A 20,536-nucleotide genomic window follows, 5' to 3' on the forward strand; every position below is an offset into this window, starting at 1 on the left:
TGGAGTCATGCGGTTGACGGTCTTCTGGGAGCGGATGTCGGATCACTTCGGTACGGAGTACGCCGACACCTTCGCGCGCGATCATGTGATGTCGGAACTCGGCGGACGTACGGTGCGGCAGGCGCTGGACGCGGGCTGGGAGGCGAAGGACGTGTGGCGCGCGGTGTGCACGGCGGTGAACGTTCCCCACGAATCGCGCTGAGCGATCAGGAAGATCCGGGGGAGTGGGGCCGATTGGCGGTGGCGTGGGCGAGACTTGGCCCGTGGCATCGACAGATGAGACCGCGCAGGTCGGACAGCACGCATCACCGCTCGGCACGACACCTCCGACACCCCCGGCCGGAGGCGCTGCCGCGGGGGGCGGCCGCATGCCTCGCTGGCTGCCGCGGGCCATGGTCCTCGGCCTCACCCTCATCGCCTGTTTCCAACTGGGCAGTTGGGCCTTCCACCAGCTGACCGGGCTGTTGATCAACATCTTGATCGCGTTCTTCCTGGCCCTCGCCATAGAGCCCGCGGTGAGCTGGATGTCCTCGTTCGGTATGCGCAGAGGGCTGGCCACCGGTCTTGTGTTCCTCATCACGATGATCGTGAGCGCGGGCTTCATCACGCTGCTCGGCTCGATGCTCGCCGGGCAGATCATCGACATCGTCGAGGACTTCCCGAAGTACGTCGACTCGGTGATCAGCTGGATCAATACCACCTTCCACACCGAGCTCAGCCGCGTAGACATCCAGGACAGCCTGCTGCGCTCCGACTGGCTGCGGAAGTACGTGCAGAACAGCGCCACCGGCGTCCTGGACGTGTCCGCGCAGGTGCTGGGCGGCCTCTTCCAGCTCCTGACGATCACCCTGTTCGCGTTCTACTTCGCGGCCGACGGCCCGCGGCTGCGGCGCGCGCTGTGCTCGGTACTGCCTCCGTCCCGGCAGGCGGAGGTCCTGCGCGCGTGGGAGATCGCCGTCAACAAGACCGGCGGGTACCTCTACTCGCGCGGCCTGATGGCGCTCATCTCCGGCCTGGCGCACTACGTCCTGCTGGAGTTCCTCGGCGTGGACTACGCGCCCGTGCTCGCCGTCTGGGTGGGCTTGGTCTCGCAGTTCATCCCCACCATCGGTACGTATCTCGCGGGCGCCCTGCCGATGCTGATCGCCTTCACGGTCAACCCCTGGTACGCGCTGTGGGTGCTGATCTTCGTCGTGATCTACCAGCAGTTCGAGAACTACGTGCTGCAGCCCAAGCTGACCGCGAAGACCGTGGACATCCACCCGGCGGTCGCCTTCGGGTCGGTCATCGCGGGCACCGCTCTGCTCGGAGCCGTCGGCGCGCTGATCGCCATCCCCGCCGTCGCCACCCTGCAGGCATTCCTGGGGGCGTACGTGAAGCGGTACGCCGTCACGGATGACCCGCGGGTGCACGGGCGCCGCGAACGGGGCTCAGGAACCCTGCTGAAGCGCGTACGGCAGCTGCTGCGCGGGGGTTCCCAGGAGTCGCCGCCGAGGGAGCCGTCGCCGGGTGAGGACGACGGGCCCCGCTCCTCCTCCTGACGTCGTTCCGGGCTGTCCGCACGGCCTCGGAACGGGTCGGCGGCCCGGCCGCGACACACCCTCGCCCCCGTGCCGGATGCGCTTGACATCAAAATCGAACATCCATTCTTATGGAGACTCCGGCGAAGCCCGAGACGGGATGCGAGCGGGGATTTCATGCGGAAGTGCCCGAGTTATCCACAGGCTGGACGGGCGTCGGGGCGCATTGTCAGTGGCAGGCGTTAGCGTCTTTGACGTGAAGCGATCGACACAAGCAAATCGGGTGGAACCCATGGCAGGAACCGACCGCGAGAAGGCGCTCGACGCCGCGCTCGCACAAATTGAACGGCAATTCGGCAAGGGCGCGGTGATGCGCCTCGGCGAGCGGCCGAACGAGCCCATCGAGGTCATCCCCACCGGCTCGACGGCCCTCGACGTCGCCCTCGGCGTCGGCGGCCTGCCGCGTGGCCGAGTGGTGGAGGTGTACGGCCCGGAGTCCTCCGGCAAGACGACCCTGACCCTGCACGCCGTGGCGAACGCGCAGAAGGCCGGCGGCCAGGTGGCCTTCGTGGACGCGGAGCACGCCCTCGACCCCGAGTACGCGAAGAAGCTCGGCGTCGACATCGAGAACCTCATCCTGTCGCAGCCGGACAACGGCGAGCAGGCTCTGGAGATCGTGGACATGCTGATCCGCTCCGGCGCGCTCGACCTCATCGTCATCGACTCCGTCGCGGCCCTCGTGCCGCGCGCGGAGATCGAGGGCGAGATGGGCGACTCGCACGTGGGTCTGCAGGCCCGTCTGATGAGCCAGGCACTGCGGAAGATCACCAGCGCGCTCAACCAGTCGAAGACCACCGCGATCTTCATCAACCAGCTCCGCGAGAAGATCGGCGTGATGTTCGGCTCGCCGGAGACCACGACCGGTGGCCGGGCGCTGAAGTTCTACGCCTCGGTGCGCCTCGACATCCGTCGTATCGAGACCCTGAAGGACGGCACCGACGCGGTCGGCAACCGTACCCGCGTCAAGGTCGTCAAGAACAAGGTCGCGCCGCCCTTCAAGCAGGCCGAGTTCGACATCCTCTACGGGCAGGGCATCAGCCGCGAGGGCGGCCTGATCGACATGGGCGTGGAGAACGGCTTCGTCCGCAAGGCCGGCGCCTGGTACACGTACGAGGGCGACCAGCTCGGCCAGGGCAAGGAGAACGCGCGCAACTTCCTGAAGGACAACCCCGACCTGGCCAACGAGATCGAGAAGAAGATCCTGGAGAAGCTGGGCGTCGGTGTGAAGCCGGAGAAGGACAAGCCCGCTGCCGAGGCGGGCGCGGACGCGGCGGCGCCGGCTGCTGCCGGTGAGGGCGCGAAGACGGTTCCCGCTCCTGCGGCCAAGACCGTCAAGCCCAAGGCCGCGGCGGCCAAGAGCTAGTCCGTGACACGACGAACGGACTGGGCCGAGTACGTCTACCCCGTTGCCCCTCAAGGGCAGGGCCGCGGGGGAGACTTCGGCTCTGCCGACAGGGGCAGCGCGTACGAGGGCAACGGATCGTACGAGGGCAACGCATCGTACGAAGGTGACGCGCCGTTCGGTTCCGGTGACTCGGGCTCGGACGGGGCATACGGCACGCACGGGGGAGACCGCCGACCGGGGAGCGGTCGGCGGCGAGGCGGTGGTGGTACGTCCCGCGGAGACGGTCCGCGGGAAGGTGGCGGTTCATCGGGCGCCGGCTCAGGGCGCGGCGCCGGTGAGTGGCCGTACGGGGACGGGGGCGGAGGAGACCGGGACGGCGAGGCGCGGGACGAGGGCGCTCCGGGGCGCGGAGGCCGTGGCCGGCGAGCGCGCGGTCGGCGCGGTGGCTTCGGAGAGTCGTCCGGCGACGCACAGGACGGTGGCGCCCCTTCCTCGTCGAGGGCCGAGAAGGCGGAGCAGCCGAAAGACCCGGCTGAGCAGGCGCGGGCGATCTGTCTGCGCCTGCTCACCGGGACCGCGCGCACGCGGAAACAGCTGGCGGACGCGTTGCGCAAGCGCGAGATCCCGGACGACGTGGCGGACGAGGTGCTGTCACGCTTCGAAGAGGTCGGGCTGATCAACGACGGCGCCTTCGCGGACGCCTGGGTGGAGTCCCGCCACCACGGCCGGGGTCTCGCCCGGCGGGCGCTCGCCCAGGAGCTGCGGACCAAGGGCGTGGACTCCACGCTGATCGACGAGGCGGTCGCACAACTCGACTCCGACCAGGAGGAGGCGACCGCACGCGCACTCGTGGCACGCAAGCTGCGTTCCACGCGCGGCCTCGACCGCGACAAGCGGATACGGCGCCTCGCGGGCATGCTCGCCCGCAAGGGCTACCCCCAGGGCACTGCCTTGCGCGTGGTCCGTCAGGCGCTTGAGGAAGAGGGCGAGGACACGGAGTTCCTCGGCGACGAGGAGTTCTGAGGGAGCCGAGAGGCTTCACCGAGACCGAGGGACTTCGTTCCCTGCATGGCGATTTCGGGGGTAGTGCGGGGCAGGGCAGGACCTGGGCACGGGCACGGTGGACGCGCGGGGGCGCCCATCGCGCTCGGGCCCGGAGCTCTGGGGCGGGTCGCCGGCCGCGCCGTCACCGGTACGCGGCCATCGGCGTACTTCGATCCGGGTGAGTGGCAAGTCCCTATCAGGGGACCTCTGTTGTTGCGTTGGCATCGGCGTTGGCATTGGCGTTGGGCTGCGGTCGCGGTCGTGGGTCAGGTGGGGCTAACCCCCCTCTGAGGACGCCGGGCGACCGCAGTGCACAGGTACCTGTGCACAAACGACTGTGTACGCATGGCACAGACACCCGACGTCGCAGGTCCCACGGGGCCGGGGCGCGAGTCTCCCGCGTCAGAGGAGACCGGCCGCGCCCCGGTCGAACTCTCCGACCTGGCCACGCTCAAAGCACTCGCCCAGCCCCGGCGACAGCGGATGCTGCAGCACCTCACCGTGCACGGCCCCGCCACCTCCGCGACCCTGGCCCGGGCGCTCGGACTCAACACCGGAGCCACCAGCTATCACCTGCGTGAACTCGCGCGTTACGGCTTCGTCGAGGAGACCGGTGCCCAGGGGCAGGGGCAGGGGCAGGGACGGGGGCGGGAGCGCTGGTGGCGGGCCGTTCCCGGCGACCGCCGGTTTCCACCCCGCAGCCGCCAGAGCCCCGAGATGCGGCTCGTGATGGACGAGCTCAACCACCACGCCTACGCCGCCGACCTCGAACTCTTCGAGCAGCTCCAGCTGGACGCGGCCGACGAACCGTGGGCCGACGCGTTTCCGTACTCACGCGGCACGATCCGGCTGACGCTTCCCGAACTCCGCGCGTTCTTCGAGGAGTACATCGGCCTCCTCAACCGGTACAAGCGGCCCGCTGCCGACACTCCGGCCGGCGCCCGCACGGTACTCACCCGGTTCCTCGCCTTCCCGGCCCAGACCGGCGCTGCGGACAGCCAAGCCGTAGACGACCACGACGTAGACGACCACGACGTAGCAGACCAAGACGAAGACAACAGAAGAGAGGCCGAGACGCCATGATGCTGCGCTATGCCCTGCAGACCGTCCGGCACCGCAAAGGCGGCTTCCTCGGCGCCTTCCTCGCCCTGATGTGCGCCGCCGCCCTCATCGCCGCCTGCGGCACCCTTCTTGAAACCGGACTGCGCGGCACCATCCGTACAGAGCGTTATGCCGCCACCCCCGTCGTGGTCTCCGCCGACCAGAACGTCCACCAGACCACCGTCAAGCACAAGAAGGGCAAGACCAAGACCAAGCACAAGGCCAAGCCCATCGCCGAACGGGCCTGGTTGCCGGAGAACCTCGCAGCGCGGCTCGCCGCCGTTCCCGGCGTCGAGCGCGTCATCCCCGAACTGACCTTCCTCGCTCAGCCGTTGACGCCCGGCGGCACCGGCGACCGGACCGCTTACGGCCACGCCTGGGACTCGGCGGCCCTCACCCCGTACACCCTCGCCACCGGTACCCCGCCCCGCGCGTCGGACGAGCTGGTCGTGGACCGCTACCTCGCCGACCGCGCCCGGATCGAGCCCGGGGACCGGCTCAGCGTCCAGTCCACGCAGAACCCGCGTACGTATCGCGTCACGGGTGTCGCGGTGCCCGCGGGAGACGGCATACGCCACCAGACCTCCCTCTTCTTCTCGGCCGCCGAAGCCCGGCGCCTCGCCGCCCACCCCGGCAAGGTCACGGCCTTCGGTGTCGTACCGGCCAAGGGCACCGGTGCGGCCGCACTCGAAAGCGCCGTGGCCAAGGCGCTGCACGGAACCACCGCGCAGGTCAGCACGGGGGACGAGCGGGGCCCCGTCGAGTTCCTGGACGCTGCCGCCGCCCGGATCAAACTCGTCAGCATGGGAGGAGCGATGGGCGGCACGTCCCTTCTCGTCGCCGTTCTCGTGGTCGTCGGCACCTTCGCGCTCTCCGTCCAGCAGCGGCACCGCGAACTCGCCCTGCTGCGCGCCATCGCCGCCACACCAGGACAGATCCGTAAGCTCCTCGGCCGGGAGGCACTGCTGGTCGGCGCTGCCGCAGGCGTCATCGGAGCGCTCGCCGGACTGCCGCTGGGCAGCTGGCTGCACGGAAGGTTCGTCGCCCTCGGTGCCGTCCCTGCCACGCTTCAGCACACGGTCAGCGTGTTCCCGCTGTTCGCCGCTGTCGCCGCCACCCTCTTCGGTGCCTGGGCCGCCGCACGTGTCTCATCCCGTCGCATCGCCCGTATTCGCCCGGCCGAGGCGCTCGCCGAGACCGGCTCCGCACTCACCCGGCCCGCCTGGGGCCGCATCCTCGCGGGGCTCGTCCTGCTGGCCGGAGGCACGGTCCTGGTCGTCCTGCTCAGTGTGCTGCGCACCGAGCCCGCCTCGACTCCCGTGACGTTCCTCGCCGTGGTGGTCCTCGCTTCCGCCGTCGCCCTGCTCGGTCCGCTCCTGGTCCGGGCAGCCGTGGCGGTCCTGGGCACTCCGCTGCGGCTCACCGGACCGGGCGGCAGGCTCGCCACCGCCAACCTGCGCGGCAACGCCGCACGCATGGCCTCCGTCGTCACCCCGCTCACCCTCCTCATCGGTATGACCTGCACCGTCCTCTTCGTCCAGCCGACCCTCGGGCACGCCGCCCGGGGCCAGGCCCGCGAAGGCACCCGCGCGGACTGGGTCCTCGCCGCACAGGGTCCTGGCATACCGGCGCAGGCCGCACGGCAACTGCGTACGGGCCGCGACGTCGCCACCGAGGTCGTCCGCACCACCGTCCGCGTCGGGCTCTCCAAGTACGCGGCGCAGGGCGTTACGACCCAGGGGTTGGCCCGTACCTGGGATCCCGATGTCACAGCCGGGTCCCTCGCAGAGCTCACGAAGGACACCGTCGCCGTCAGCGAACTCGCCGCGGACCAGCTCCACTTGCGGCCCGGCAGCACGCTGAAGCTCACCCTCGGCGACGGGACGCCCGTCATCCTCACCGTCGCCGCGGTCTACGCCAGGGGCCTCGGCTTCGGCGACCTCACCATGGCTCACGATCTGGTCGCCCGGCATGTCGACAACCCGCTGGCGGCCACGGTTCTCGTCTCCACGCACCGTTCACAGGAACAACTGGCGGCGGCGGTGCGGAAGTTCCCGGGAGTCAGGGTTGTCTCGCCGGCGACCGCGGACTCGTTGCAGGCCGAGCGACAGCAGGCGAACGCCGAGGTCAACTACTTCGCCATGGGCCTCGTGCTCGCCTTCACCGCCATCGCGGTCGTCAACACGCTCGCCATGTCGGTCTCGGAACGTGTCCGCGAGTTCGCGCTGCTCCGCCTTGCAGGCGCCACCCGCCGACAGGTGCTGCGGATGCTGCGGACCGAGGCGCTGTCGGTCCTGTTGCTGGCCACAGCCCTCGGCAGCGGGATCGCGCTCGCCGTCCTGACCGCCTTCAGCGTCGGGATGACGGGCACTGCGGCTCCGGCCGTCACACCGCTGGTGTACGTCGCGGTGGTGGCCTCCGCCGGCCTGCTGGCCCTGGTCGCCAGCTCGCTGCCCGGCCGTGCGGCTCTCCGGGTCCGCCCTGTCACGGCGGCGACGGCCAAGGAGTAGGGACACGGGAGTCGAAGGACACAGGAGCCGAAGGACGCAGGAACGTAAGGAAGCAGAAGAGTAAGGAAGCAGAAGAGTAAGGATGCAGGAGCGTAAGGGGCGGTACGCAATGGTGGGGGCCCCTTACGTGCAGGGGCCCCCACCGTCGGCTACGACCAAGTGGTCATGGCCCAGCCGTATCCACCGGCAGCCCGGCCGTTCGCCACGCCTGGAAGCCTCCCACCAGGTCCGTCGCCCGGTGAAGGCCCAGCTGCCGCAGGGAGACGGCCGCGAGGCTCGACGCGTAGCCCTCGTTGCAGACGACCACGACTCGCAGGTCGTGGCTCGTGGCCTCGGGGGCGCGATGGCTGCCCTGCGGGTCGAGCCGCCACTCCAGTTCGTTGCGCTCGACGACGAGCGCCCCCGGGATCAGGCCGTCGCGCTCGCGCAGCGCCGCGTACCGGATGTCGACGAGCAGGGCGTCGCCCGCCCGAGCGGCGTCGTGGGCGGCCCGGGCCTCCACCCGGTCCAGGTCCGCACGGACCCGCTCCAGCAACTCGTCGATCCCCACGGGGCGTTCGGCCGTCACGGAGTGCGCGTCCGCCACAGGGCGTTCGGTCGTCACTGCCAGTCCTCGGGGCGCTCGACCTGCTCCAGGCGCAGTACCTGGCCCGTGCGGCTGTAGCGGCTGATCCGGGGGAGCGGCGGGTAGTACGCGTGCACGGAGACGGCGTGCTCCTCGGTGGATTCGTTGAGCACCTCGTGCACATGGTGCTGGCCGAAGGAGCGGCCCTTGCCGGCCGACAGCCGCCGCTCGCGGTCGATGCCCTCGGTGAGTTCGAGGGTCTTCCAGCCGTCGGTGGGCAGCCGTGCGACGAGCGAGTTCTCCTTCAGTTCGCCGGACGCGGTGAGGAAGGCGCCCACCGACTCGGCGTGGTCGTGCCAGCCGGTGCCCGTACCGGGCGGCCAGCCGATGAGCCAGGCCTCGCTTCCGCCGGGACCTTCGAGGCGTACCCATGTACGGCCCTCGGGGTCGAGCGGCAGGGAGGCGATCAGTTCGGCGTCGGCGGCCGTGCGCCGCACGAAGTCCAGCAGCTCGGCCTGGGTGGGTGTGCGGGCCTCGGTGGAGGCGGCGGAACCGGCGGAAGCGGGAGCAGAGGATGACACAGACACGGGTACCGTCCTGACAAGCGTTCGCGTGGGTGCGCGCGGCAGCCGAAGGGCCTCACGCGCGAGATTTCAGAGGATGCGAATTCAGCAGGACGGGCGACACACGCAGCCCGCATAGCGGACGAGGTCCATATGGACCCTCCGCCACAGGCGCACACAGGTGTCGGTCACGATCCGGAGTACACCATGGTGGTGCGGGCCGGTCAACTCAGTGTCATTGGCTGGACAGCAGCCCTCTTCACAGGGCGAACAAGCCTCTCTCAGGACTTGCCCGCGGGCGCCTCCGCCGTGGTCCGGGGGCCGCCCAGTGCCGCCTCCGCGGCTTCGTAGAGGTCGGCGGGGCGCACCCCTCCGAACGCCGTGACCAGGTGTCCGTCCGGGCGGATCAGCAGCACGGTGTGCGCGGCCGCGCCCGGGTAGCTCTCGGCGACCAGCAGCTCGGCCCGGTGCGGCAGCGCGGTCACGGCGGCGGCGAGCCGCGGCATGATCCCGGCCGTCACCCAGTGCTTGCGGTCCCACACCACGGTCCCCGGCGCGATCAGCAGCACGAGCAGCGCGCCCCGGCCCAGCCGGTCGCGCAGGGCCACGGACGAGCCGTCCTCGGCCGTCACCCGTACATCGGCGACCGCGGCGCCCGCCGCCGTGTCGACCTCGACCGCGGACTCGGCGTACGGAGGTGCGAGCGGTGAATCGGCGTACGCCCCCGGCGTGCCCAGTGGGCCGCGCCCCAGGTGTCCGTCCGTGAGGAGGGCGTCATGGCCGCGAGCCGCCCCGGGCACCGCGGAGCGCAGTCCTCCGCCGCGCAGCAGCGGCAGTGCCTGGTCGGCGGCGCGCAGGCGGGCGGCGACGATCGCGCGCCGCTCCACCTGGTAGCTGTCGAGCAGTGCCTCGTGCGGACCGTGGTGCCAGGCCAGGGCCAGCTTCCAGGCGAGGTTGTCGGCGTCCCGCAGGCCCTCGTCGAGGCCCTGGGTGCCGAGTGCGCCGAGCAGATGTGCCGAGTCCCCGGCGAGGAAGACCCGGCCGGCCCGCCAGCGCCGCGCCAGCCGGTGGTGGACCGTGTGGACCCCGGTGTCGAGCAGCTCGTACGGCGGGGTCGTGCCCCCGCTCCAGCCCGCGAGGGTCTCCCGGACGCGTGCCACCAGGAGGTCCGGTGTGACCAGGTCCTTGCCGGGCGGCAGCAGCCAGTCCATGCGCCACACGTCGTCCGCGAGGGGACGCGCGATGACCTCGGAGACCGGCGGGCCCGAGGTCCGCCACGGCGGCGTGCGGTGCAGCAACGCCTCGCCGGGCCACGGGAGTTCCGTGCGCAGTGCGGCGACGGCGTGGCGTTCCACGGCCGTACGTCCCGGGAAACGGATGTCCTGGAGCTTGCGTACCGTCGAGCGGGGGCCGTCGCAGCCGACCAGGTAGCTGCCGCGCCACCAGGTGCCCTTGGGGCCGCGGGTGTGCGCGGTGACGCCGGCGGGCTCCTGCTCAAGGGAGTCGAGACGGCTGTCCACGGCGATCCTGACCAGGCGTTCGGCGCCGATCGCCTCGCGCAGGGCGGCGGTCAGCACATGCTGGGGGAGGTGCAGGAGCGCGGGGTCGTCCGGGCCGAACGTGATCTGCCGCATCACCTGCTTGCGCCGCATCGACCGCCATCCGGCCCAACGGAAGCCCGTCTCGGCGACGGGGAAGCCCGTCAGCCGGCCGATCAGCGCGGCCGTGTCCTCGCGCAGGACGGCCGTACGCGCGAGCCGCTGTTCGTCCTTGCCGGGGCCCTCGTCCAGGACGACCGACGGGACCTCCTGGCGCGCCAGCGCCAGGGCGAGCGTGAGTCCTACGGGCCCCGCTCCGACGATGATCACCGGGTCCACGGCGCGGTGCCCCCTGCCCGGAGCGGCATCCAGAGTGTCCTACCGGGACTTGCAGGTGGAGCGGGGTACACGATCACAGAACGTATGCAACCTATTGCCGGTGCTTGCGTCAAGTGACGGAGGCAGTGGCGACCACGCCACTGCCTCCGGTTGCTCACATCTCGTCAGTTCTGCGCTGGACGTGCCCTGTTCGCGGGGCTTGCCTACTTGCGGGCGTCCACGTGTTCACCCGGCGTGCTGAGCTCCTCCACCGCGTCCGCGGTGACGACCGCGCCGGTGGACTTCTTGCCCTGGCGCAGCCGGCGTTCCAGCCAGCTGGCGAAGGTCGTGAGCGAGAAGTTGATAGCGATGAAGATCAACGCCACGACCGTGAAGCTGGCGAGGGTGTTGGCGCCGTAGTACGCGCTCATCGGGCCGACGGCGGCCATCAGGTCGGGGAAGGTGAGGACCGCGCCGCCGAGCGCCGTGTCCTTCACGATCACCACGAGCTGGCTGACGATCGCCGGCAGCATCGCCGTGACCGCCTGCGGCAGCAGGATGAACCGCATGGTCTGGTTCTTGCGCAGACCGATGGCCGACGCGGCCTCGGCCTGTCCCCTGGGCAGCGACAGGATGCCGGCCCGGACGATCTCGGCAAGGACCGAGGCGTTGTAGAGCACCAGGCCGGTCACGACCGCGTACAGCGGACGGTCGTCCGTGCTGACGTTCGTGTACTCGGAGAACAGCGCCAGGCCGAAGATCATCAGGACCAGCACCGGGATGGAGCGGAAGAACTCGACCACCACACCGGCCACACCACGCACCCACACGTGGTCGGACAGCCGGGCGATACCGAGGACCGCTCCGAGCGGCAGCGCGATGATCATGGCGAGCACCGCGGCCTTCAGGGTGTTCTGCAGCCCCGGCCAGAGGTAGGTGCTCCAGGCCTCCCCGTGGAAGAAGGGCTTCCACAGCGCCCACGCGAGCTGGCCCTTCTCGTCCAGCACGCCGTACATCCACCACAGCAGCGCGGCGAGGACGGCGACGAACACCACCGAGATGACGAGGTTCCGCCGCTTGGCTTTGGGGCCCTGCGCGTCGTAGAGGACCGAGCTCATCGTTTCACCGCCACCTTCTTGCTCACCCAGCCGAGGATCAGACCGGTCGGCAGTGTCAGACACACGAATCCGAACGCGAAGACCGCGGAGATCAGGACGAGTTGCGCCTCGTTCTCGATCATCTCCTTCATCAGCAGCGCCGCCTCGGCGACGCCGATCGCGGCGGCCACCGTGGTGTTCTTCGTCAACGCGATCAGGACGTTCGCCAGCGGACCGACGACCGAACGGAACGCCTGCGGCAGCACGACCAGAGTGAGCACCTGCGTGAAGTTCAGACCGAGGGCGCGTGCGGCCTCGGCCTGGCCGACGGGCACCGTGTTGATGCCTGACCGCAGCGCCTCACACACGAATGCCGAGGTGTATGCGATCAGACCGAGCACCGCGAGCCGGAAGTTGGTGGTGTCGGTCACGTCCGAGCCGAGTTCGACCCCGAACGTCTGGTTAAGACCCAAAGAGGTGAACAGGATGATGACCGTCAGCGGAATGTTCCGGACGATATTGACATAGGCGGTACCGAAACCGCGCATCAGAGGCACCGGGCCGACCCGCATCGCGGCCAGCAGAGTTCCCCAGATCAGGGAGCCGACGGCGGACAGGACGGTCAGTTGCACCGTCGTCCAGAAGGCTTCCCACAGGTTGTAACCTTCAAGAAAATCGAACACGATCTCCCGTGCTTCCGCGTGTGGGGAGGGCCCTCCTGACCGGTGCGCCGCCCCAGGAGGACGGCGCACCGGTCAGGTCGGATCCCGCTTTACTTGACGACGTTGCCGATCTTCGGGGCGGGCTCGTTCTCGTAGCCGGCCGGACCGAAGTTGGCCTCGACAGCCTTGTCCCACGACTTGTCGGAGACCATCTTCTCCAGGGCGGTGTCGATCTTCGCCTTGAGGTCGCTGCCCTTCTTGACGCCGATGCCGTAGTTCTCGTTGGTCATCTTGAAGCCGCCGAGCTTGAACTTGCCCTTGAAGCTCGCCTGCGAGGCGTAACCGGCGAGGATCGAGTCGTCCGTGGTCAGCGCGTCGATCGCGCCGCTCTGCAGACCGGTCAGACACTGGGAGTACGTCTGGTACTGCTGGAGCTGGGCCTTCGGAGCGAGCTTGTCCTTGACGTTCTGCGCGGAGGTCGAGCCCGCCACGGAACACAGCTTCTTGCTGTTGAGGTCCTCCGGCGACTTGATGTCCTTGTCGTCGGCGCGGACCAGGACGTCCTGGTGGGCCAGGAGGTACGGGCCGGCGAAGTCGACCTTCGCGGCGCGCTCGTCGTTGATCGAGTAGGAGGCGGCGATGAAGTCGACGTCACCACGCTGGAGCATGGTCTCGCGGTCGGCGCTCTTCGCTTCCTTCCACTGGATCTGGTCCTCGTCGTAGCCGAGCTGCTTGGCGACGTAGGTCGCGACATCCACGTCGAAGCCCGTGTAGCCGTCCGGCGTCTTCTGGCCGATGCCCGGCTGGTCGAACTTGATACCGATGGTGATCTTCTTGTCGCCACCCCCGGAGGAGGAGCTGCTGCTGTCGTCCTTGTCGTCCGAACCGCACGCGGTGGCGGCGACGGCGAGTGCGAGGACGGCGGCCGAGGCGGCGGTGACCCTGCGGAGCTTCATGGTGAACATCCTTTGAGTGGTGAAGAAGTGCGATCCGGCGTGCGGGTGACGTAGGTCGTCAGTGGTGCAGGATCTTCGACAGGAAGTCCTTCGCCCGGTCGCTGCGCGGGTTGCTGAAGAACTGGTCCGGCACAGCCTCTTCGACGATGCGTCCGTCCGCCATGAAGACGACGCGGTTGGCCGCCGAACGGGCGAATCCCATCTCGTGGGTGACTACGACCATCGTCATTCCGTCACGCGCGAGCTGCTGCATGACTTCCAGGACCTCGTTGATCATCTCCGGGTCGAGAGCCGACGTCGGCTCGTCGAAGAGCATGACCTTGGGGCCCATCGCCAGCGCCCGGGCGATCGCGACACGCTGCTGCTGTCCGCCGGAGAGCTGCGCCGGGTACTTGTCGGCCTGAGCGGAGACACCCACCCGGTCGAGCAGACCGCGGGCCTTCTCCTCGGCGTCCTTCTTGTCGGCCTTACGTACCTTGAGCTGGCCCAGCATCACGTTTTCGAGCACTGTCTTGTGCGCGAACAGATTGAACGACTGGAAGACCATGCCGACGTCGGCCCGCAGGCGGGCGAGTGCCTTGCCCTCCTCGGGCAGCGGCTTTCCGTCGATCGTGATGAATCCCGACTCGATCGACTCCAGGCGGTTGATCGCGCGACACAGGGTGGACTTTCCGGACCCGGAGGGTCCGATGACCACGACAACCTCACCACGGGCGATGGTCAGATCGATGTCCTGAAGTACATGCAACGCACCGAAGTGCTTGTTCACGTTCTTCAGCACGACCAGATCGTCGGCCGCGGGCAGGGCGTCCTTGGTCACCGATACTTCGGTCATCGGCCTCTAGCTCCGTCCTCCTCGGTTGCGGAGGACAGTAGTAACGCCGCACGATCAGCGTCATTACATCTGAGGGGAAATTGAGCATAACGATCCGGCGGCAAACAGACACTCTTCGTGAAGGCCGCCTCGGGCGCGTACCGGCTGCGTAACGGATGGGGGCCGCGCCCCGAACACGCTTGACGCCGTCCGCGTCCATCGGCCTGACTGCCAGGGGACACGCGCGCGTGGCCGACTCCGACCACCAGAACGCATGTCTATCCACCGAGAACGTACGAACGATGAACTGAAGGGGGCCGTAATGAGACTGCTCCTCGTCGAGGACGACAACCACGTAGCAGCCGCTCTGTCCGCGGTCCTCGCACGCCACGGCTTCGCCGTCACACACGCCCGCAGCGGCGAGGAGGCCCTCCAGGCACTCGTCCCCGAAGGCGCCGGCTTCGGAGTGGTGCTCCTCGACCTCGGCCTGCCCGACCAGGACGGCTACGAGGTCTGCGGCAAGATCCGCAAGCGGACCAGCACGCCCGTGATCATGGTCACCGCGCGCGCGGACGTACGCTCCCGGATCCACGGGCTCAACCTCGGCGCCGACGACTACGTGGTGAAGCCCTACGACACCGGGGAACTCCTCGCCCGTATCCACGCCGTCGCCCGGCGCACCGTCCCCGACGACGCGGCGACCCCCGGCGACGACGCGCTGCACCTCGGGTCCGTACGCATCGAACTGCCCACCCGGCAGGTCAGCGTCGACGGTTCGGTCGTCCAACTGACCCGCAAGGAGTTCGACCTGCTGGCGCTCCTCGCCCAGCGGCCCGGAGTGGTCTTCCGGCGGGAGCAGATCATCAGCGAGGTCTGGCGCACCAGCTGGGAGGGGACCGGCCGCACCCTGGAGGTGCATGTCGCGTCGCTGCGCTCCAAGCTGCGCATGCCGGCCCTGATCGAGACCGTGCGCGGCGTCGGCTACCGGCTCGTCGCGCCTGCCGCCTAGCGGGTCCTGGTGCGCACACGCCTTCTTCCGCTGCTCATCGTCCTGATGGCGGCCATCCTGCTCGCCCTGGGCATCCCCCTCGCCGCGAGCCTGGCGGCCGCCCAGCAGCAGAAGGTGGTCGTCGACCGCATCGACGACACGGCGCGCTTCGCGTCCCTCGCCCAGTTCGTGGCCGACCGCCCGGAGGGCTCACGGGTCAGCACCACGGAGCAGCGCCGGGAGACGCTCCAGCAGGAGGTCGGCACCTACGAGAAGCTGTACGGCATCAAGGCGGGCGTCTTCTACCGCGACGACGACATCATGGCCAACGCGCCCGAGGACTGGACCATCCCCAGGAAGGGCGAGGTGCGCGCCGCCTTCGACGAAGCGCTCCAGAGCCGCCGCAGCCATGATCCGGAGCAGGTCTGGCCGTGGCAGCGGGACCGTCTCGTCGTCGCGTCCCCCGTCATCCGGGACGGTGACGTCGTCGCGGTCGTGGTCACCGACTCGCCGACCGGACAGATGCGGTCCAGGATCCTGCACGGCTGGCTCGTCATCGGCGCCGGCGAGATCGGCGCGATGCTCCTCGCGCTCGGCGCCGCGCTGCGGCTGACCGGCTGGGTGCTGCGGCCCGTGCGCGTCCTCGACGCCACCACCCACGACATCGCGACCGGCCGCCTGAAGTCCCGGGTCGCCGCCGCCGGCGGACCGCCGGAACTCAGACGCCTGGCCCGGTCCTTCAACGAGATGGCCGACAACGTCCAGGAGGTGCTGGAGCAGCAGCGCGCCTTCGTCGCCGACGCCTCCCACCAGCTGCGCAACCCCCTGTCCGCCCTGCTGCTGCGCATCGAACTGCTGGCCCTCGAACTGCCCGAGGGCAACGAGGAGATCGCCGCCGTCCGTACGGAGGGCAAGCGCCTCGCCCACGTCCTGGACGACCTCCTGGACCTCGCCCTCGCCGAGCACGCCGACGCGGACCTGCGGCTCACCGACATCGGAGAGCTCACCGCGGAACGCGTGGCGTCCTGGTCGCCGGTCGCCGACGACAAGGGCGTACGGCTCATCGGGACGTGCCCCGCGACGACCGCCTGGGTCGATCCAGTCGCCCTGTCCAGCGCCCTGGACGCGGTCATCGACAACGCGCTGAAGTTCACGCCGGAGGGAGAGACCGTCGAGGTCGGGGTGGCCTCGAACGGGGAGGCCTCGACGATCGTCGTCGCCGACCGCGGACCCGGCCTGAGCGACGAGGAACTGACCCGTGTCGGCGACCGCTTCTGGCGCAGCGCGGGCCATCAGAACATCAAGGGCTCGGGCCTGGGCCTGTCGATCTCCCGGGCGCTGCTCTCCGCGGGCGGCGGCTCCATCGCGTACGCCCACCACGAGCCGCACGGGCTGAAGGTGACCGTGACGGTGCCTCGGACGATGCCAGGGGCCTGAGCGGGCGTACAGGGGCCTCAGGGGGCCTTCAGGGGCTTCCAGGGCCCACGGAAGGGCATGCCTGGGCTACCCGCACCCGCACGTGCGTCCGTATCCGGCCCGGCGGCTACGGCTTGTTCGAGCGGTAGTAGCGCTGTGCGCCCTCGTGCAGGTCCAGAGGATCGGTGTAGATGGCGGTCCTCAGGTCCACGCGCTGTGCCGCGTGCACCTCGCTGCCGATGCGGTCACGGCTGTTGATCACTGTCCTGGTCATTCCCTCGGTGAGCGTCGCGTCCGTCCCGGCCCGCGTCACCAGCAGATTCGCCACCGCCACCGTCGGCACCGCGGCGGCGTTGCGGTCCCCGTGGTACGTGTCCGCCGGCATGAGGGCCGACCGGTAGTAACTGGACCCCGCGCCCGGCCGGTGCAGTCGCGCGACCAGGTCGGCCGTGATCGGGACCAGCTTGATGTCGAAACGCTTGGAGAGGTCGGTCACGGCGCCGGTCGGAAGTCCGCCGGACCAGAAGAACGCGTCGATCTGCTTCTTCTCCAGCATCTCCGGCATCTCCGAGATACCGGCGTACACCGGCTTGACGTCCTTCGGACCGAGGTCGGCCGCCGCCAGCACGTGCTCCGCGATCAGGAGCACCCCGGAACCCGGCTGCCCCATCGCCACCCTCTTGCCCTTCAGGTCCGCGATGGAGTTCACCCGGGAGTCCTGGGGAACGACCACGTGCACGTAGTCGTCGTACAGCCGCGCGCAGCCGCGCAGCAGGTCCGCGCCGGGTTTGCCGCTCGCCTGGTACTTCTCGACCGCGTCGGCCGCCGCGATGGTGAAGTCGGCCTCTCCGGTGGCCACCCGTGCCACGTTCTCCTGCGAGCCCTCGCTCTGGCGCAGGTCCACGTCCAGGCGCGGCATGTCCTTGGCGAGTGCGTCCTTCAGCAGGTTTCCGTACAGCTGGTACACGCCGGTCCGTGTCCCCGTACTGAAGACGACCTTCCCGCCCGGCGAGCTCTCGCCCAGGGGCAGCAGCCACCACAGGAGCAGCCCGAAGGCCACGAAGGCGGCGGCCGAACCCTGCAGGGCCCGGCGTCGGCCGAGGGGGGAGAGTGCCTGGAACATGCGCGCGATCCTGCCAGCTCACCGGCACGGATGACCAGGGCGGTGCCCACGGGGCGCACCAGGGCTCCACGGGGTGGGGCGCGCGGGACCTTGGGGGTGGGGCGCACGCGGGACCCATGGGGCGGGGTGCACTCCGGGCACCACCTACCCTTGTCACATGAGCAGCAGCGACCGGAGCCGGGCAGTGGACCTGACCAGAACGTATGAAGTGCGCACTTACGGATGTCAGATGAACGTCCACGACTCCGAGCGGCTGTCCGGGCTGCTGGAGGGCGCCGGTTACGTACGCGCTCCCGAAGGCTCCGACGGTGACGCCGACGTCGTCGTCTTCAACACCTGCGCGGTGCGGGAGAACGCCGACAACCGTCTCTACGGGAACCTCGGCAGGCTCGCGCCGATGAAGACGAAGCGGCCCGGCATGCAGATCGCCGTCGGCGGCTGTCTCGCCCAGAAGGACCGCGACACCATCGTGAAGAGGGCGCCCTGGGTGGACGTCGTCTTCGGGACGCACAACATCGGCAAGCTCCCCGTCCTCCTGGAGCGCGCCCGCGTCCAGGAGGAGGCTCAGGTCGAGATCGCCGAGTCCCTGGAGGCGTTCCCCTCGACGCTGCCGACCCGCCGCGAGAGCGCGTACGCGGCCTGGGTCTCCATCTCCGTGGGCTGCAACAACACGTGCACCTTCTGCATCGTCCCGGCGCTGCGCGGCAAGGAGAAGGACCGCAGGACCGGCGACATCCTCGCCGAGATCGAGGCCCTCGTCGGCGAGGGCGTCTCCGAGATCACCCTGCTCGGGCAGAACGTGAACGCCTACGGCTCCGACATCGGCGACCGTGAGGCCTTCAGCAAGCTCCTGCGGGCCTGCGGGGAGATCGACGGTCTGGAGCGGGTGCGCTTCACCTCGCCGCACCCGCGCGACTTCACGGACGACGTCATCGCCGCGATGGCCGAGACGCCGAACGTCATGCCGCAGCTCCACATGCCGATGCAGTCCGGTTCGGACACCGTCCTGAAGGCGATGCGCCGCTCGTACCGGCAGGACCGGTACCTCGGGATCATCGACAAGGTGCGTGCCTCGATCCCGCACGCCGCGATCACCACCGACATCATCGTGGGCTTCCCCGGCGAGACCGAGGAGGACTTCCAGCAGACCCTCCACGCGGTCCGTGAGGCCCGCTTCGCGCAGGCGTTCACGTTCCAGTACTCCAAGCGCCCCGGCACCCCCGCGGCCACCATGGAGGGGCAGATCCCCAAGGAAGTCGTGCAGGAGCGCTACATGCGCCTGTCGGCCCTTCAGGAGGAGATCTCCTGGGACGAGAACAGGAAGCAGGTCGGCCGCACGCTGGAGCTGATGGTCGCCGAGGGCGAGGGCCGCAAGGACGGCGCCACGCACCGCCTCTCCGGCCGCGCCCCCGACAACCGCCTGGTGCACTTCACCAAGCCGGACGCGGAGGTCCGCCCCGGCGACGTCGTCACCGTCGAGATCACGTACGCCGCCCCGCACCACCTCCTCGCCGAGGGACCCGCGCTGGACGTGCGCCGCACGCGCGCGGGGGACGCCTGGGAGAAGCGCAACGCCGCCGAGGCCGCGAAGCCGGCCGGCGTCATGCTGGGGCTGCCGCAGATCGGCGTCCCGGAGCCGCTGCCGGTCGCCACGGGCAGTGGTTGCGGTCTGGACTGACGGGCTGGCACATTACGGGCGGGAAGGAGCATCACGTGTTGCCCTACAGAGTTGCGTTCACCGAAGAGGCCGCCCAGGTACGCGACAGCCTGCCCGCCGACCGGCGTGAGGTGCTGGAGCGCGGCCTGGCCATACTGGTGACCGAGCCGCGGCACAAGCTCTCCCACTCCGTCCGCGGCGACGAGTCGACGCGTGAGATCGCGCTGTCGCGCAACCTGTTCGTCGAGTACGTGATCAGCGACGGCAAACTGGTCGTTCTCGTCCTCACCGTCATCGACCTCACCGACGTGCTGATCGAGGACTGACACCCGGCCGCCGCGCGGGGTTACGCTGCCGATCATGCTTGTCGCCGCCGCCGTGTGCCCCTGCCCGCCCCTGCTCGTGCCCGACGTGGCCGCGGGGGCGGCCCCCGAACTGGACGCGGCGCGTGCCGCCTGCGTGGATGCCCTGGGGCTACTGGCCGCCGCTCGCCCGGACCGGCTGGTGGTCGTCGGGCCCGCCGAGGTGAGCGGGCGCGGCCCGCATCCGGAGGGCTCTCAGGGTTCGTTCCGCGGCTTCGGTGTCGACCTCGACGTGCGGCTCGGCGGGAACGGGCGCCGGAACGGAACCGGGGCGTCCGAGGGCCCGGCCCAGCCGTCCTCCACGGTCGCCGGACGCGTACTGCCGCCGTCGCTGGCGGTCGCCGCCTGGCTCCTCGGCCGTACGGACTGGTCCGACGCTCCCGTCGAGGGCCTCGGCGTGGGGGAACCACTTGCCGCCGAGCGGTGTATCCAAGTCGGGCAGGAAATCGCCGCCGGGACCGGGAGAGTGGCACTGCTGGTGATGGGCGACTCCAGCGCGTGCCGCACGCTCAAGGCACCCGGCTACCTGGACGAGCGGGCGGCCGGCTTCGACGCGGAGGTCGCGCGGGCGCTGGGCGCGGCGGACGTGTTCGCGCTGAAGGCCCTGGACGCGGAGCTGGCGTACGAACTGAAGGCCTCCGGCCGGGCCCCGTGGCAGGTCCTGGCGGGCGCGGCCCAGGAAGCGTCCTTGACCGGCACGCTGCTGTACGAGGACGCGCCGTACGGCGTCGGCTACATGGTCGCGACCTGGTCGTAGCGTCAGCGGGGGTGAGGGCTGGAGGCTGAGCCGGGAGCCGGGAGCCGGGAGCCGGGAGCCGGGAGCCGGGGGGCCGGGAGCCGGGGGGCCGGGGTGGCGGCAGGGCCAAGGGCGGCGGTGCCGAGCGCCTACTGATCGCG

The 20,536-nt window shown here is 69.9% G+C and carries 20 protein-coding genes; 11 read left to right on the forward strand and 9 right to left on the reverse strand.

The window, feature by feature from the left end; genetic code table 11:
* The first annotated feature begins 7 nt into the window (after positions 1 to 7).
* The 6 genes from IE278_RS20940 (at position 8) to IE278_RS20965 (ending at position 7,580) form a co-directional block, all read left to right on the forward strand.
* Positions 8 to 202, forward strand: a complete 195-nt coding sequence (locus IE278_RS20940) for a DUF3046 domain-containing protein (RefSeq protein WP_107021447.1) — start codon at positions 8 to 10, stop codon at positions 200 to 202.
* A 61-nt stretch (positions 203 to 263) separates the two neighbouring features.
* Positions 264 to 1,541, forward strand: a complete 1,278-nt coding sequence (locus IE278_RS20945) for an AI-2E family transporter (RefSeq protein WP_189774506.1) — start codon at positions 264 to 266, stop codon at positions 1,539 to 1,541.
* Positions 1,542 to 1,812: 271 nt separating this feature from the next.
* Entirely contained in the window at positions 1,813 to 2,943 is a 1,131-nt protein-coding gene (recA, locus tag IE278_RS20950; protein ID WP_189774508.1) for a recombinase RecA, read from the forward strand.
* 3 nt (positions 2,944 to 2,946) lie between these two features.
* Positions 2,947 to 3,948: a recombination regulator RecX gene (recX, locus tag IE278_RS20955; protein ID WP_189774510.1), complete on the forward strand. Its 1,002-nt coding sequence runs from the start codon at positions 2,947 to 2,949 to the stop codon at positions 3,946 to 3,948.
* A 366-nt stretch (positions 3,949 to 4,314) separates the two neighbouring features.
* Positions 4,315 to 5,052 (forward strand): ArsR/SmtB family transcription factor, encoded by a 738-nt coding sequence (locus IE278_RS20960; RefSeq protein ID WP_189774512.1) that lies wholly within the window; start codon positions 4,315 to 4,317, stop codon positions 5,050 to 5,052.
* Entirely contained in the window at positions 5,049 to 7,580 is a 2,532-nt protein-coding gene (locus IE278_RS20965) for an FtsX-like permease family protein (RefSeq protein ID WP_189774514.1), read from the forward strand. The genes IE278_RS20960 and IE278_RS20965 overlap by 4 nt, the downstream gene beginning before the upstream one ends.
* Before the next feature lie 163 nt (positions 7,581 to 7,743).
* On the opposite strand, the gene IE278_RS20970 is transcribed toward IE278_RS20965, so the two are convergent.
* The 8 genes from IE278_RS20970 to IE278_RS21000 all read right to left on the reverse strand — a co-directional run bounded on the left by IE278_RS20970 (position 7,744) and on the right by IE278_RS21000 (position 14,114).
* On the reverse strand, positions 7,744 to 8,184 hold the full coding sequence (locus IE278_RS20970; protein WP_246570453.1) for a rhodanese-like domain-containing protein: 441 nt from the start codon (positions 8,182 to 8,184) through the stop codon (positions 7,744 to 7,746).
* Entirely contained in the window at positions 8,181 to 8,732 is a 552-nt protein-coding gene (locus IE278_RS20975; protein ID WP_189774515.1) for a cupin domain-containing protein, read from the reverse strand. Before IE278_RS20975 ends, IE278_RS20970 begins: the two co-directional genes overlap by 4 nt.
* An 81-nt stretch (positions 8,733 to 8,813) precedes the next feature.
* Positions 8,814 to 8,900 carry a putative leader peptide gene (locus tag IE278_RS43205; RefSeq protein ID WP_313960178.1) on the reverse strand — a complete coding sequence of 29 codons (87 nt, stop codon included), beginning with the start codon at positions 8,898 to 8,900 and terminating at the stop codon, positions 8,814 to 8,816.
* 89 nt (positions 8,901 to 8,989) lie between these two features.
* Positions 8,990 to 10,585, reverse strand: a complete 1,596-nt coding sequence (locus IE278_RS20980; RefSeq protein WP_189774518.1) for an FAD-dependent monooxygenase — start codon at positions 10,583 to 10,585, stop codon at positions 8,990 to 8,992.
* Between the two features lie 203 nt (positions 10,586 to 10,788).
* Complete coding sequence (locus tag IE278_RS20985) at positions 10,789 to 11,682, reverse strand: amino acid ABC transporter permease (RefSeq protein ID WP_189774520.1); 894 nt, start codon at positions 11,680 to 11,682, stop codon at positions 10,789 to 10,791.
* Positions 11,679 to 12,344, reverse strand: coding sequence for an amino acid ABC transporter permease (locus IE278_RS20990; protein ID WP_189774522.1), 666 nt, complete (start codon positions 12,342 to 12,344; stop codon positions 11,679 to 11,681). The genes IE278_RS20985 and IE278_RS20990 overlap by 4 nt, the downstream gene beginning before the upstream one ends.
* Positions 12,345 to 12,433: 89 nt before the next feature.
* Positions 12,434 to 13,279, reverse strand: a complete 846-nt coding sequence (locus IE278_RS20995) for a glutamate ABC transporter substrate-binding protein (protein ID WP_189774523.1) — start codon at positions 13,277 to 13,279, stop codon at positions 12,434 to 12,436.
* 58 nt (positions 13,280 to 13,337) lie between these two features.
* Positions 13,338 to 14,114 (reverse strand): amino acid ABC transporter ATP-binding protein, encoded by a 777-nt coding sequence (locus IE278_RS21000; RefSeq protein WP_189774525.1) that lies wholly within the window; start codon positions 14,112 to 14,114, stop codon positions 13,338 to 13,340.
* 301 nt (positions 14,115 to 14,415) lie between these two features.
* Between IE278_RS21000 and IE278_RS21005 the strand changes: the two genes are divergently transcribed.
* Together IE278_RS21005 and IE278_RS21010 are read left to right on the forward strand one after the other, a co-directional pair.
* Entirely contained in the window at positions 14,416 to 15,102 is a 687-nt protein-coding gene (locus IE278_RS21005; RefSeq protein WP_189774527.1) for a response regulator transcription factor, read from the forward strand.
* 9 nt (positions 15,103 to 15,111) lie between these two features.
* Complete coding sequence (locus IE278_RS21010; protein ID WP_189774529.1) at positions 15,112 to 16,518, forward strand: sensor histidine kinase; 1,407 nt, start codon at positions 15,112 to 15,114, stop codon at positions 16,516 to 16,518.
* Between the two features lie 106 nt (positions 16,519 to 16,624).
* Here the strand turns inward: IE278_RS21010 and IE278_RS21015 are convergent, their stop codons facing one another.
* Positions 16,625 to 17,620: a TAXI family TRAP transporter solute-binding subunit gene (locus IE278_RS21015; protein WP_189774530.1), complete on the reverse strand. Its 996-nt coding sequence runs from the start codon at positions 17,618 to 17,620 to the stop codon at positions 16,625 to 16,627.
* Positions 17,621 to 17,777: 157 nt separating this feature from the next.
* Here IE278_RS21015 and miaB point away from each other — a divergent pair, with 157 nt between their 5' ends.
* From miaB to IE278_RS21030, 3 genes are read left to right on the forward strand one after another with little or no spacing between them, the layout of a single operon-like run.
* Positions 17,778 to 19,298: a tRNA (N6-isopentenyl adenosine(37)-C2)-methylthiotransferase MiaB gene (miaB, locus tag IE278_RS21020; protein ID WP_189774532.1), complete on the forward strand. Its 1,521-nt coding sequence runs from the start codon at positions 17,778 to 17,780 to the stop codon at positions 19,296 to 19,298.
* A 35-nt stretch (positions 19,299 to 19,333) separates the two neighbouring features.
* The gene (locus IE278_RS21025) at positions 19,334 to 19,603 is read left to right on the forward strand and encodes a hypothetical protein (RefSeq protein WP_189774535.1); all 270 of its coding nucleotides are present in this window, start codon (positions 19,334 to 19,336) and stop codon (positions 19,601 to 19,603) included.
* Positions 19,604 to 19,637: 34 nt separating this feature from the next.
* Positions 19,638 to 20,396, forward strand: a complete 759-nt coding sequence (locus tag IE278_RS21030; RefSeq protein WP_189774537.1) for a class III extradiol dioxygenase subunit B-like domain-containing protein — start codon at positions 19,638 to 19,640, stop codon at positions 20,394 to 20,396.
* Positions 20,397 to 20,536 lie beyond the last annotated feature (140 nt).

It is taken from the genome of Streptomyces tauricus, from assembly GCF_014650955.1.
GTDB lineage: Bacteria > Actinomycetota > Actinomycetes > Streptomycetales > Streptomycetaceae > Streptomyces > Streptomyces tauricus.